The organism is Bacillus sp. DWP3-1 (assembly GCF_049896565.1).
Taxonomy (GTDB): Bacteria; Bacillota; Bacilli; order Bacillales; family Bacillaceae; genus Bacillus.
The window spans coordinates 243,814-257,290 of the sequence record NZ_JAFCUN010000005.1; the positions used below are offsets into that span (position 1 = coordinate 243,814).

At 41.7% G+C, this 13,477-nt stretch carries 10 protein-coding genes; 7 read left to right on the forward strand and 3 right to left on the reverse strand.

What is annotated here, in order from left to right:
- The first annotated feature begins 144 nt into the window (after nt 1-144).
- On the forward strand, nt 145-1,509 hold the full coding sequence (gene nagE / locus ACP7A0_RS12990; RefSeq protein ID WP_106039448.1) for an N-acetylglucosamine-specific PTS transporter subunit IIBC: 1,365 nt from the start codon (nt 145-147) through the stop codon (nt 1,507-1,509).
- Between the two features lie 18 nt (nt 1,510-1,527).
- On the opposite strand, the gene ACP7A0_RS12995 is transcribed toward nagE, so the two are convergent.
- Entirely contained in the window at nt 1,528-2,286 is a 759-nt protein-coding gene (locus ACP7A0_RS12995; protein WP_375567059.1) for a DUF817 domain-containing protein, read from the reverse strand.
- A 195-nt stretch (nt 2,287-2,481) separates the two neighbouring features.
- Between ACP7A0_RS12995 and ACP7A0_RS13000 the strand changes: the two genes are divergently transcribed.
- Nucleotides 2,482-2,985 (forward strand): DoxX family protein, encoded by a 504-nt coding sequence (locus ACP7A0_RS13000; RefSeq protein ID WP_375567061.1) that lies wholly within the window; start codon nt 2,482-2,484, stop codon nt 2,983-2,985.
- A gap of 44 nt (nt 2,986-3,029) precedes the next feature.
- Here the strand turns inward: ACP7A0_RS13000 and ACP7A0_RS13005 are convergent, their stop codons facing one another.
- A complete protein-coding gene (locus tag ACP7A0_RS13005; RefSeq protein WP_060595763.1) occupies nt 3,030-3,617 on the reverse strand; it encodes a YjgB family protein in 588 nt (195 codons plus the stop codon).
- A gap of 99 nt (nt 3,618-3,716) precedes the next feature.
- Complete coding sequence (locus tag ACP7A0_RS13010; protein WP_034665184.1) at nt 3,717-5,699, reverse strand: LTA synthase family protein; 1,983 nt, start codon at nt 5,697-5,699, stop codon at nt 3,717-3,719.
- 578 nt (nt 5,700-6,277) lie between these two features.
- Here ACP7A0_RS13010 and ACP7A0_RS13015 point away from each other — a divergent pair.
- From ACP7A0_RS13015 to treC, 5 genes are all read left to right on the forward strand, one after another.
- A complete protein-coding gene (locus ACP7A0_RS13015) occupies nt 6,278-7,936 on the forward strand; it encodes a pyridoxal phosphate-dependent decarboxylase family protein (protein ID WP_060595765.1) in 1,659 nt (552 codons plus the stop codon).
- A gap of 31 nt (nt 7,937-7,967) precedes the next feature.
- Nucleotides 7,968-9,692 (forward strand): methyl-accepting chemotaxis protein, encoded by a 1,725-nt coding sequence (locus ACP7A0_RS13020; protein WP_034665174.1) that lies wholly within the window; start codon nt 7,968-7,970, stop codon nt 9,690-9,692.
- A 79-nt stretch (nt 9,693-9,771) separates the two neighbouring features.
- A complete protein-coding gene (locus tag ACP7A0_RS13025) occupies nt 9,772-10,158 on the forward strand; it encodes a DUF1992 domain-containing protein (protein WP_060595766.1) in 387 nt (128 codons plus the stop codon).
- A 164-nt stretch (nt 10,159-10,322) separates the two neighbouring features.
- Entirely contained in the window at nt 10,323-11,759 is a 1,437-nt protein-coding gene (gene treP, locus ACP7A0_RS13030) for a PTS system trehalose-specific EIIBC component (protein WP_034665169.1), read from the forward strand.
- A 15-nt stretch (nt 11,760-11,774) separates the two neighbouring features.
- Nucleotides 11,775-13,475 carry an alpha,alpha-phosphotrehalase gene (gene treC / locus ACP7A0_RS13035; RefSeq protein ID WP_212041111.1) on the forward strand — a complete coding sequence of 567 codons (1,701 nt, stop codon included), beginning with the start codon at nt 11,775-11,777 and terminating at the stop codon, nt 13,473-13,475.
- The last annotated feature ends 2 nt before the right edge of the window (nt 13,476-13,477 follow it).

Genomic DNA, 13,477 nt, shown 5'->3' on the forward strand with positions numbered 1-13,477 from the left:
CCACATTTTACGCGAAAAGAGTAAAGAGCGGAATGTCAAATGAATGTGGACAAATTGGTATAGATAACTAGATGTGCATATGATATATTTTTTATGAACATCATGAACGTTTGGTCATGATGAAGACAAAGGGGGAGAAGGCAAATGGTGTTTCAGTTTTTTCAAAAGCTAGGCAAATCATTTATGCTTCCAATCGCTGTGCTTCCGGCAGCAGGGATTATTTTGGCTATTGGGCGGGAGGATGTATTCGATATCCCGTTTATTCATGCGGCAGGGAATGCTATTTTTGCAAACTTGGCTTTAATTTTTGCAATGGGTATAGCGATCGGCATTGCAAAGGATGGTAATGGGGCAGCGGCATTATCAGGTGCGATCTCTTATTTTATTTTATCAGCTGGTACAACGTCGATTAACTCAACGAACAATATGGGGGTATTGGGCGGTATTTTATGCGGGCTATTGGCAGGGTATGTGTACAATCGCTTCAAGGATACAAAACTGCCGGAATACTTAGGGTTCTTTAGCGGAAGACGGCTTGTGCCGATTATGACCGCACTTTTCACCATTCTATTAGCAGCCGTTTTCGGATATGTCTGGCCTCCGATTCAAAGCGGGATCAATGGTTTAGGGGAATGGATTTTAAGTCTTGGTGCGACGGGTGCAGGGCTGTTTGGTTTCTTTAACCGATTGCTCATTCCATTAGGGCTTCATCATGTGCTGAATAACTTATTTTGGTTTCAATTCGGGGAATTCAGCGGGGCAACAGGGGATTTAGCGCGATTCTTTAAAGGAGATCCAAGTGCGGGTGTCTTTATGACCGGGTTCTTCCCAGTGATGATGTTCGGTCTGCCAGCGGCATGTCTAGCCATGGTTGTGACCGCAAAGCCTGAAAAGCGAAAAGCTACAGCTGGCTTGATGATTGGGATGGCGCTTACGTCATTTATTACAGGGATCACTGAACCAATTGAATTTTCATTTATGTTTTTATCTCCACTCTTATATGGTGTCCATGCTGTGCTAACAGGTCTTTCGCTCTTTATTGTGAACACCATTGGAATTCATAGTGGCTTCGCCTTTTCAGCAGGAGCGATTGATTACGTTTTAAGCTTTGGCATCGCACAAAAACCACTCATGCTGCTCGGAGTTGGGGTGCTTTATGGCATTGTGTACTTTGTCGTTTTCTATTTCCTCATTAAACTGTTAAAGCTCAAAACACCAGGCAGGGAAGATGATCACATTGAAGATATTGCAGCCGATGATACGAAGACGGCAGGTGCGAGTATGCTTGTAGAGGGACTTGGCGGCAAAGACAATATCACCACGATTGATCATTGTGCCACTCGTCTACGTTTAACAGTAGAAGATACACATTTATTAAATGAAGGCACATTGAAAAAAGCAGGTGCCAAAGGGGTACTGACTTCAGGGAAAACCTCCGTACAAATCATCATTGGAACGAATGTAGAATTTGTCGCAGATGATCTCCGCAAGGAAGTCGATCGAGATTGAAAAAAGCGTTCAGCCAGGTCAAATGGGCTGAACGTTTTTTTGTTTGCGCTGTTCGATCACCAGAACAATACTGATGACAACAAGTAAAAACCAAGAACTGATTTTCCCAAGATGTACGAGAGACCAAGCGTGCTGTTGATTTGGATATTGCCATGCTCCTAAAAAGGTGGTGACATTTTCGGCAATCCAAATGAAGAAACCAATCAGCAGAAATGAGACGACAAGCGGCATTCGAAAGGTAGAAGAGCCAACCTGAAACGAGACGGACGTTTTTCGAAACACGACAACAAGCAGCAATGTCAGCCACCACCTGAGATCATAGAACCAATGATGCGTAAAGAAATTGAGATAAATGCACAAACTGATCCCGATTGAAAAAAACGGATGGGGCCATGAAGCCATCTGCACTTGAAGCCGGGACAGTGCCTGATAAATATAGCTTGCTACACTCGCATACATAAACCCGCTATAGAGCGGAACCCCAAAGACCTTCGTATAAGCTTCTTCAGGATAGGACCAAGAACCCATATGTACTTTATACATTTCTAAGCCAATTCCAATGAGGTGATATAGACAAATCACCTTCAGTTCATTCAATGTCTCCAGCCGAAGCGTCAGCATGAGAATCTGTGCCAGGAGGCAAAGCAGTAGAATGAAATCATACCGGTGAAGAAAAGGAATAGCCACCATCTTTGATAGGACAAGCGCCGCAAAGATCATGACAGGGAATAGACACGACATCGCCTGTAAGTAAGCAAAATGGAATAATGTTTTCATACAAAGTTAAACCCCTTCTTATTGTCTGAAATGACTTAGACGGTTTTAGCAAGGGAAAAGTTTACCTCACATAGATATTCATGAACAATTTGTGAATATCTATGTGAAAAAGATCACAAATTAGAAACGGCATAGTATAATAAGATCATAAAGATAATGTGAAATATTTCACATAAATTAAAAGGAGGCATCATCATGTTTACAAAATTCTTACAAACGAATGTATGGGCAGCGGTTATCCTTTTGGCAGCAAGACTTTATATCGGATGGACTTGGCTGACATCTGGTATAGGAAAACTAACAGGCGGATTCGATGCATCAGGATATTTACAATTTGCGATAGCTGAACCTGTTGTCAAAGATGGCCATCTAGTGTATCCGTTCTATGTATGGTTTTTAGAAAATGTCGCTTTGCCGAATGCGGGACTATTCAGTGTCATGGTCATGTGGGGAGAAATCTTAGTAGGTCTAGGATTAATCGTTGGATTGTTCACAACAACCGCAGCCTTTTTCGGAAGCGTGATGAATGTCTCTTTCTTACTAGCTGGTACCGTCTCTGTCAACCCGCTTCTCTTGCTCATTGCCATCGTCATCATGACAGCGAAAGGGAATGCAGGCAAATTTGGACTTGATTATGTCGCAGGTCCAGTCTTGAAACGAACAATGAAAAGAAAGCCGCATTTAGAAGTGGCTTCATAATAAAGAAAAAGCATCCTCAGCTTCTGCTCAGGATGCTTTTTTATTTAGGAATCGGCTTTCATCAGGTTAATATGCAGGACGGTGAGTTTATGCTGATTTATATCTGGGTCATGGCCGACGATAAATTCAAGCTCATAATCTCCAGTTCGATACACGTATTTTTTCTCTTTTGTCTGAGGGATGGTGCTGACCGAATCCGCTGGTCCAAGTTGTTTCTTTAATAGGGAAGGGGTCATCCCGCCGATATTCGTTTCTTTTTCTACATTTGTACCGAAATAACGGATTTCGTCAATTTTGCCTTTTGCATCATAATGAAAAGCAAATCCCGGATTCCCCATTTCAGCATGATACAAATCAAAGCTGCTGTGACCTGTTTCTGGATATGGATTTCCTAGTTTATGATGAACGTCTTTTTTTGTTTGAACACCAATTTTTAGTCCTTCTGCATAGTACGGCATTTGTCCTTTATGTGCCAGCTCATACACGTTGTTTAATGTGGTTTTCGGACCTTGAGGAACGGATTGTTCTACTGCTGTTTTGGTCATGGCGTGTGCTGAGACCGCAGGGCTGAAACCAATTAGGGCGGACGAAGCGAGTGAAGCAGTCACGACAAAAGCGGTTGTTTTTTTCAAGATAAATCCCTCCTTCTTCTTTCTATACCCGGTGCAATAGCGGTCAAACGTGAAAAGAACCAGCTGATCAGGGATCGGCTGGTTCTTAAAATGAGAAAGTTATTTTGATGAAGAGCTGGATTCATCTTTGGCGGAAGAGGAATCTTCTTCATCCTGTACTTTCTTTGTATAGTCATATTGATTGCGGTCAATCGGTGTAAAGCCTTTAGGCTTGTAGAAACGGAGTAAATCTTCGGTGACGATCTTATCAGATGTCTCCAGCATCTTTTTCACCGTTTCATTTTCTTGTGATGCTTTATCAGTCGGCTCAATTTTCTCGCCTGTTTTGTTGCTGTAATAGTTATTGCCTACTTTTGTGTAGTCCTTAGAGACGAAGTCACCGTTTCTAAATGGCACAAGCTCTTTGAAGTTCTTCGATAAGATATCAGAACCAGACATTAAATAGTTCTTCGTATCATCGCCGAGCAGGTGCAGAAGGGTTGGTGCGATATCGACTTCTCCAGAGTATTTATGAATCTGTCCGCCTTTTACCCCTGGTACATGAATAAAGAGCGGCACACGCATGAGCTGCGCATTTTCATAATCTCCGATTTTTTGTCCTGTCACTTTTTCCATCGCTTCATTGTGATTTTCAGAAATGCCGTAATGGTCTCCGTACATAATGACGACTGTATTGTCATAGAGACCTGATTTTTTCAAGTCGTTGAAGAACTGTTCAATGGCTTCATCTAAATAATGAGCCGATTGGAAATAGTTATTGACGACAGAGTCTCCGAAGTCACCAGGTTCGAAATCGGTATCACCTTCATCCATTCCAAATGGGAAATGGTTCGATAACGTAATGAATTTCGAATAAAACGGCTGCTTCAAGTTTTCGAGCATTGGCATGGATTCTTTGAAGAAAGGTTTATCTTTCAGCCCATAGTTCTTCGTATCTTGCTCATTCATATCGTAGTACTCAGAATCGTAAAATCTGTCATATCCAAACGACTTAAACATTTCATTACGGTTCCAAAAGGTTTTCGTATTGCCGTGGAATTCTGCTGACGTGTATTGATCCTTCTTCAAGATGCCAGGAAGTGCTTGATACGTGTTTTGCGCTTTGTTAATAAAAACAGAGCCCTGTGATAATGGGAATAGCCCAGTATCCATCATAAATTCAGCATCAGACGTCTTTCCTTGTCCTGTTTGATGGAAGAAGTTATCAAAGTAAAACGTTTGGTTGTCGTGTGCCAATGAATTAAGGAATGGCGTCACTTCTTTTCCATTTACTTTGTAATCAATGACAAAGTTTTGCAGAGATTCAAGAGAAATGGTGATCACGTTCATGCCTTTCGCTTTCCCGTAATACGCCGGGTTAGGATCAGCGCTGTTCGCTTTTAAATAGTTCTCTACATCTGTCACGTCATTTGAATTTGCCAGAGCACGCTGGCTGTTTGATTTCACATTTTGAATGGCATCAAACACAGTAAAGTTATAAGCACCTAAATATTTAACTAAATAATTGCGGTCAAACGATCTTGATAAAAGCTCTGGTCGATCAATCTCTGCGGCGACTAAGTTCATCACAAAGATCACAACAGAGGACACAAGGACGAGTCTAAACGATTTTGATTTTTGAACAGGTACAGTAGCTGTACTTGTTTGCTGCTGCTTTTTCATGCGGACTGCGAGTACGATCAAAATGATTGTATCCATAAAGTAAAACATATCAGTCCAACGCATGAGTGAAAATGCACTATCACCTAATTGTCCGCCATTCGTTCCTGCCTGCATCACGGTAGGCAGCGTGATAAAGTCATTGAAGAATCGATAGTACACGATGTTTGCGTATAGTAAAAAAGACATGAAAAAATGAATCACAATGATAGCGGCAGGCTGCCATTTTTTCTTGAACAATAAAGCAAAGCCAAGAAAGAACAAGCTGGAGCTAATAGGATTCACGAAAAGCAAAATATGCTGAAGCACATTTGATATACCAAGTTTAAATTCAATTAAATACGCTGAATACGTTTTGAGCCAAAGTAAGATGGCTGCAATAACAAAGAAGCCGAGGCCTCGTTTTTGAATAAATGTTTTCATAAAAACACTCCTTTTCTCCGATACACGGAAGAGGCGGAACGAAAGAAAACGAACCATTAGAATATACCATGAAATGCTCAAATAGAAAAGTGTTAACCGGAGAAGAGCGTCAGCAGCCTGTCCGAGCAATAAAAGGGAAGAAAACGAAATTATTCGCTCTTCGAAAAACTTTTTATGAAATTCATCCTATTATTAACAGAAAATTCAGCAATTTTCCAGTTGTTATATCAATAAAACGGGTAAAAAGACACAAGTCTAAAGAATTAATTTGGTTTCTACAATGATGATTTAGAGAGTATTTCCAGTGTTTCTTAATGTTTATGCAGGTTAAGTAAAAAAAATGAGAAAAAGAATGGAGGAGGAACATGGATGAAATTTCCTGCGATGAGATATATCAATATATTTTTTTGTTTCATCAACATAATGTTTTCGATGTGTTTTGTAAGGGTTTTATTTATTTTAATGAATGAACAAATTATCTAAATATACTTAAGTGAACATTTCGAGACTATAAACTTTTAAATTGGGGTCGATATAGACTTTGACAGGAAATCTTCCATTGAAAGGATTGATAGTATATGACTGTACGAGCAGAGAACCTCGTTCAGAACTGGTTTCCGAGTGAGGACGGAAATGCAGCAGAGCGTAAAGAACTCATCAAATTGATGGAGCAGATTGTTTCAGGGGTCGATCACCTGAAAGATCCGAACCGTGCACACCTAAAGGGTGAAAAGAATCGTGGAGAAGATTTTTACCAAAAGCTCACTGAAACAAGTCAAATTCCGGTGAACGGCCAACAAGCGGAACTTGTGAATGAAGAATTACTGAAGCTTTTACATAACCATCCATACCACACAAAGTATTTCTTCACGAACATTTTGCCAATGGCAAGTACACCAGGAATTCTAGGCATGCTGACGGCCATGCTGGTAAATGGAAACAACCTATGGGATGTTTATGGACCAGCAGGAGCGGAAGCTGAGGTCAGAGTGGTCTCAATGATGTCTAAGCTCATCGGATATGATCCAAGTGTGAGCGGGGGATATACAACATGGGGAGGTCAGGGAGCCATTTTCTCAGGACTACGTTTAGCGATTGCAAAAGTTGCGCCGGAGTCACTGCGAAAAGGTGTCCCGCAAAATCTTTATGCGTTTTGTTCTGATGCTGCACATTACAGCTTATTTAAGTCAATGGAAGCAACAGGACTTGGCACAGACAACTTGATCAGAATTAAGACGAATAAAGATCATTCGATGGATATGGAAGATTTGCGTTGTCAAATGGAACGTGTTGCACAAAATGGCGGAATTCCCGTTTATATTGTCGCAACAACCGGAACAACAGATGCCATTGCAATTGATGATGTAAAAGGGGTACGTGAAACAGCAGAAGCCATTGCTGAGGAGTATGGTCTACAGGTGCCGCATATTCATGCGGATTCAGCGCTCGGCGGATTCTTTGCTTTCTTTAATGAGTATGATGTAGCTGAAAACCCGCTGCAATTCTCAGACGGTGTTCTTCGTATGCTAAAAGAAATCAAAGCGAAATTCCAGCATCTTTCTCTTGCTGACACGATGTGCTTTGACTTTCAAAAGCTCGGCCAAACACCTTACACATCTAGTTTATTCTTAGTGAAAAATGCTGCTGACCTAAAGCGTTTAGATCTGGAAGAACAAGAGACACCATATGTTGGTCATAGAGGCTACGGCGAATACCATACGGGTTATACACTGGAATGCTCAAGAATGGGAAGCTCTATCAGTATGCTGAGTGTGCTGTTAACGTTTGGAATTGAAGGCTACCAGCGCTTGCTCGGTCAATTCCTAGAGGTGAACCTTGCCTTCAGAGAAGCACTCAGTCAAGAAATTCCGCAAGCAGAAGTCGTGAATGATGACAACGTCGGAATGGCTACATTATTTAGAATTTACCTAGACGGCTCACCGCGCTTTCAAGAAGAAATTTCAGGCGAAGCGACTGCAATGGAAATTGAGCGGAACAATGAATTGAACAAAATGCTGTTTGAAAAGCTTGGAGAGAAAAGAGACGAAATGTTCTTTGGCGATACAACGAAGTTTTTACTTGTAAATGCAAAAGAAGGACAAGAATTCTATCTAAGTGTTAGTAAGTTTTTTGTCATCTCACCTTATACGTTACCAGAGCATATCCCACATATCGTATCTTATTTAAAAGATGTGATCGCATCTGTTTGTGGACAATTTGAACATGTACATGCTTAAATCAAATCTGAGAGTGGAGATGTAGGAAAAAATGGCGAAACAAAGGAAATTTGGAGGATACACGATATCCTCTAAAATCATGTCAGTCGTTGTCGTAACATTACTTGCAACCGTTGCACTATTCGTTTTAACATTTTATCTAGTCAGCCAGGATTTATCATCCCAGTTATTAAAGCAATTTGATTATCGATTAACAACAGATATTGATACTGCAAAGAAAGAAATCGATAATTTGGATGGAAACGTTCTTGGCATTAGCGGGAAGGATGATCCCCTTTATGTGGAGGTCAAAAAGAAATTCAAGGAGCTTCAAGAAGATCATACGCTTGAGAACTTATACGTGCTATCTAATAAAGGCGGCAAAGAAAGAATTATTATATTAACTGGGGAAGAAAATGATTTTGATCAAGATTATGCCTTTTCAGATGAGATGAAACAAGCACTTTCTGAAGATAAAATGATCAAAAGTGATATTTACAAAGACTCATTTGGTACACATAAATCAGTCTTTTTGCCAATCAAGGATTCAGGCGGTGAGCTGACAGGGATTTTAGGAATTGATTTAGATGCGTCTGTTGTGCCTGAAACAACGAAGAAGCTGACGATCTATATCACGGTTGCATCTGCTATTGTGCTCATCGGTGGGTTGTTTTTCTCCTTTATCATGGGCAGAAGAATTGCGAAACCAGCACGTTCATTGATGGAATCAGCGAACCGAATTGCTGACGGTGATTTAACTGGAATGGTAGAGGTTGAAAGTAAAGATGAGATCGGTCAACTTGCCGCATCCTTCCAAAAGATGCAGGGGCGGATCAAAGAGCTCATTGCGAAGATCTCAAACTCATCTAGTGAAGTGTCGAAAATGTCCTCACAGCTTCGCACCGTAACGAATGAATCGAGTCAAAGTGCGCAGCAAGTGTCAGAAGCCATGACGAATATGAGTGAAGGAATCAATGATTCTGTCGCAAATATTACGGATTGTACAACATCCGTTGCAGAGATCGATACTCAAATCGAAGGTGTCACAAAAGAAGTCGATGAAATGAAATCTGTTTCATCTGACGTACAAGAGCAGTCAGAATCTGGTCAAAAACTAGTGAATCATGTGCTTGAGCATCTGAATATGTTACATGACAAGATGACCAACTCAAAGCAGGCAGCAGAAGAATTACAATCTCATTCAACGGAGATTGAAAGTGTCATCTCGATTATTACGGACATTTCAGCGCAAACGAATCTGCTTGCACTGAATGCTTCAATTGAAGCGGCACGTGTTGGAGAAGAAGGAAAAGGGTTTGCTGTTGTGGCAGATGAGGTGCGTAAGTTAGCTGAGCAATCAGCGGATGCGGCTAAAACCGTTTCAGACCTCGTCATCGGCACACAGGAAAACAGTCAGCGTGTTCTTGAAAGCGTAGAGGAAAGCAGTAAAGCAGTGGAAGAAGGACGTGAACAAATGGAAGGCACGTCACAAAACTTCGCTGTGATTTACGACGGCGTATCTCAGTTTTCAAGAAGAACGAACAATTTGCTTGCTTCTATTAAGCAAGTAGAGCAAGCATATCAAACGATTTCTACATCGATTGAACAAATTTCGGTTGTATCGGAAGAACACGCCGCCAGCTCTCAAGAAGTAGCGGCAGCAACAGAACAGCAAAGTGCTGGCATGCAGCAAATTTCAAGTGCGATTGAACAGCTCTCTGATATGTCAGAGGACTTAGCACAGATGGTTTCTACCTTCAAAATTGACAATAAATAACGAGAAAGCTGACTCTTGTGAGAGAGTCAGCTTTTTTGCTATGCTTAATCAAATCGTTTCAGACGAAAGGAGAAACGCCATGGATTTTGCGCAGAGATTATCAGAAGAACGGATTAAAAAAGCGATGGATCACGGGGCTTTTGAAGGATTATCTGGCTTTGGGAAACCCCTGCCTAAAGATGATGCTGCTCATGTACCTGAAGAACTCAGAATGGGCTACAGGATGATGAAAAATGCTGGCTTTGCTGGGGAAGAAACAGCACTGAAAAAAGAACTCATGACCGTCAAAGAGCTGCTTCACTCCAGTATAGACGGAGAGGAAAGAAAAAAACTTTCTCTCATATGTGAAGAAAAACAAAAACGCCTGGATGAACTCGCATCAAAGCGTCAAACTTTTGCCCGTCCAGCCTCCTCCTTTTATAAAAACAGGGTCTACGAAAAATTAACGGAGCATAAAAAAAGATGATGACACGCTGCCTCTCCTGAGCACATTGAGGGAGCTTTTTTTATGAAAGCGCTACATTTTGTTGTTGACTACATGTATATACAAATATAAAATAAGAAACAAACATGTATATACAAGTTTTTTGGTTCTTTTTTCTTATAAAAAACGATCTCGGAGGGGATAGCATGGCTGATTATCAGGCAGCAGCAGATCAGATTGTGAAAGCCATCGGCGGCAAAGAAAATATTGATCAAGCGACACATTGTGTGACAAGGCTGCGCTTTGTACTGAAAGATGAAGGAAAGGTTGACGAGAAAGCACTTGAACAAATAGAAGAAGTGAAGGGATCTTTCTCAGCGAACGGTCAATACCAAGTTGTTATCGGCCAAGGGGTCGTCAATCGGGTATATGCCGAAATGGTGAAACAGACAGGCATTGGGGAAGCCACAAAAGAGGACGTTAAGCGTGCCTCTGATCAAAAATTAAATCCATTGCAGCGTGCTGTGAAAACGCTTGCGGATATCTTTATTCCGATTCTTCCTGCCATCGTCACAGCCGGTTTATTAATGGGGATTAATAATATTTTAACAGCTCCAGATATTTTCTTTGATCAAAAATCGATTGTGGATGTGTATCCGGCATGGGCTGATTTAGCGAATATGATCAACTTGATTGCAGGCACTGCCTTCACATTCCTGCCCGCATTAATCGGCTGGTCAGCAGTGAAGCGGTTTGGAGGAAATCCGCTCTTAGGGATGGTCCTTGGGCTGATGCTTGTACACCCAGACTTATTAAATGCGTGGGGCTATGGAGCGGCTGAAAAATCTGGTGAGATTCCTGTCTGGAATTTGTTTGGACTTGAAGTGCAAAAGGTAGGCTATCAAGGGCAGGTTCTTCCGATACTCGTTGCCTCGTATTTACTAGCGAAGCTCGAATTATTTATCACAAAACGGACACCTGAAAGTATTCAGCTGTTAGTGGTTGCACCGATTACGTTATTAGTCATTGGCTTTTTATCCTTTATCGTCATTGGACCTGTTACATTTGCGATCGGAAACGTTTTAACATCTGGACTTGTGGCTGTATTCCAGCAATTCGCAGCACTTGGCGGTCTATTATACGGCGGATTGTACGCTGCATTAGTGATTACAGGGATGCACCATACGTTCCTCGCTGTCGATATTCAATTGATTAATTCCAAACTGCATGGCACGTTTCTATGGCCGATGCTCGCACTGTCTAATATCGCACAAGGATCAGCCGCACTTGCGATGATGTTTGTTTTAAAAGATGAAAAGCAAAAGGGGCTCTCACTGACATCAAGTATTTCCGCTTACTTAGGAATTACCGAGCCAGCGATGTTTGGCGTCAACCTGCGCTATCGATTCCCATTTATTTTTGCACTTATTAGCTCTGGTTTAGCTGGTATGTTTATCGCCTCTCAAGGGGTGCTGGCAAGCTCAGTTGGTGTTGGAGGCATTCCAGGAATCTTCTCCATTATCCCGAAATATTGGGGCGCATTTGCGATAGGGATGGTCATTGTACTCATCGTCCCGTTCATTGGAACCCTTTTGTATGCAAAGCTAAAAAAGAAGAAAGATGTTTCACAAGAACTTAACTAGTGGTGGTGAAGGAAATTGAAACAACAAACAAACGAACCGTGGTGGAAAAAAGCGGTGGTCTATCAAATTTATCCGAAGAGCTTTTTAGATACAACGGGCTCAGGTACAGGCGATATCAATGGTGTGACAAAAAAGCTCGATTATATTAAAGAGCTGGGGGCGGATTGTATTTGGCTCACGCCAATGTATGAGTCTCCGCAGCATGACAACGGCTATGATATTAGTGATTATACAAAAATCCATGACATGTACGGCACAATGGCGGATTTTGAACACATGCTGAAAGAAGCCCATGATCGAGGTATACGAGTCATCATGGATTTAGCCGTCAATCATACATCCATTTTCCATGAGTGGTTTCAAGCATCACGCGAGTCAAAGAATCATCCTTATCGAGATTATTATATTTGGAAGGAGCCTAAAGCAGACGGATCACCGCCGAATGATTGGCAGTCAAAATTTGGCGGTCCGGCATGGGAGCTAGATGAAGCAACGGGAGAGTATTATCTTCATTTATACGATGTCACACAGGCGGATCTTAATTGGGAAAAGGATGAGGTGCGCAGGCAAGTATATGACATCATGCATTTTTGGTTTGAAAAAGGAATTGATGGATTCAGGCTGGATGTCATTAACAACATCTCGAAAGATCAACGCTTCTTAGATGACGCCGGACAGTCTGTGCAAGGAGACGGCCGGATATATTATACGGATGGCCCAAGAATTCATGAGTTTCTGCATGAAATGAATCAAGAGGTTTTTTCGAAATATGACAGCATGACAGTCGGGGAAATGTCTTCAACGAATATCGCAGACTGCATTCGGTATACAAGACCGGATCGGCAGGAGCTGGATATGACGTTTAATTTCCATCATTTAAAGGTCGATTATCCAAACGGAGAAAAATGGGCCCTCGCACCATTTGATTTTCATGAATTGAAGTCGATTCTGTCTGAGTGGCAGACGAAAATGCATGAGGGCGGCGGCTGGAATGCGCTCTTCTGGTGCAATCATGATCAGCCGCGTATCGTCTCAAGATACGGTGATGATGAAACGTACCATCAGCAATCAGCCAAGATGCTGGCGACCACGATTCATCTCATGCAAGGGACTCCATATATTTATCAAGGTGAAGAGATCGGCATGAAGAATCCTCAGTTTGAGGACATCTCATCTTACCGCGATATCGAATCACTCAATATGTATGAAGCCATGCTTGAAAAAGGGAAATCAAAGGAAGAAGCACTCGCCATTTTACAGGTCAAGTCAAGAGATAATGCGAGAACACCGATGCAGTGGACCTCAGAAAAGAATGCAGGTTTCTCAAAAGGAACACCTTGGATTGAGCCAGCCAATAACGACATTTCAGTAGAAGCTTCATTAAAGGATCAGTCGTCTATTTTCTATCATTATCAAGCGCTTTGCAGACTGCGTAAAGAACTTGATGTGATCACATATGGAAGCTTCACTTTACTCTTAGCAGAAGATCCGAAGGTTTTTGCTTATGTCAGAGAAAGCCATGAGGAGAAGCTTCTTGTGATCAATCATTTTTATGCAGGGGAGGCGGACTTTACGCTTCCTGATGAGCTCGTGCAGGCTATAGATGAGATGGAGGGGCAAGTGCTGTTATCCAATTATGAGGATGTACCGGCAGATATGAAGGGATTTACGTTGCGTCCATATGAGTCAATCGTTTATCATTTAACCAAACGCTAGAA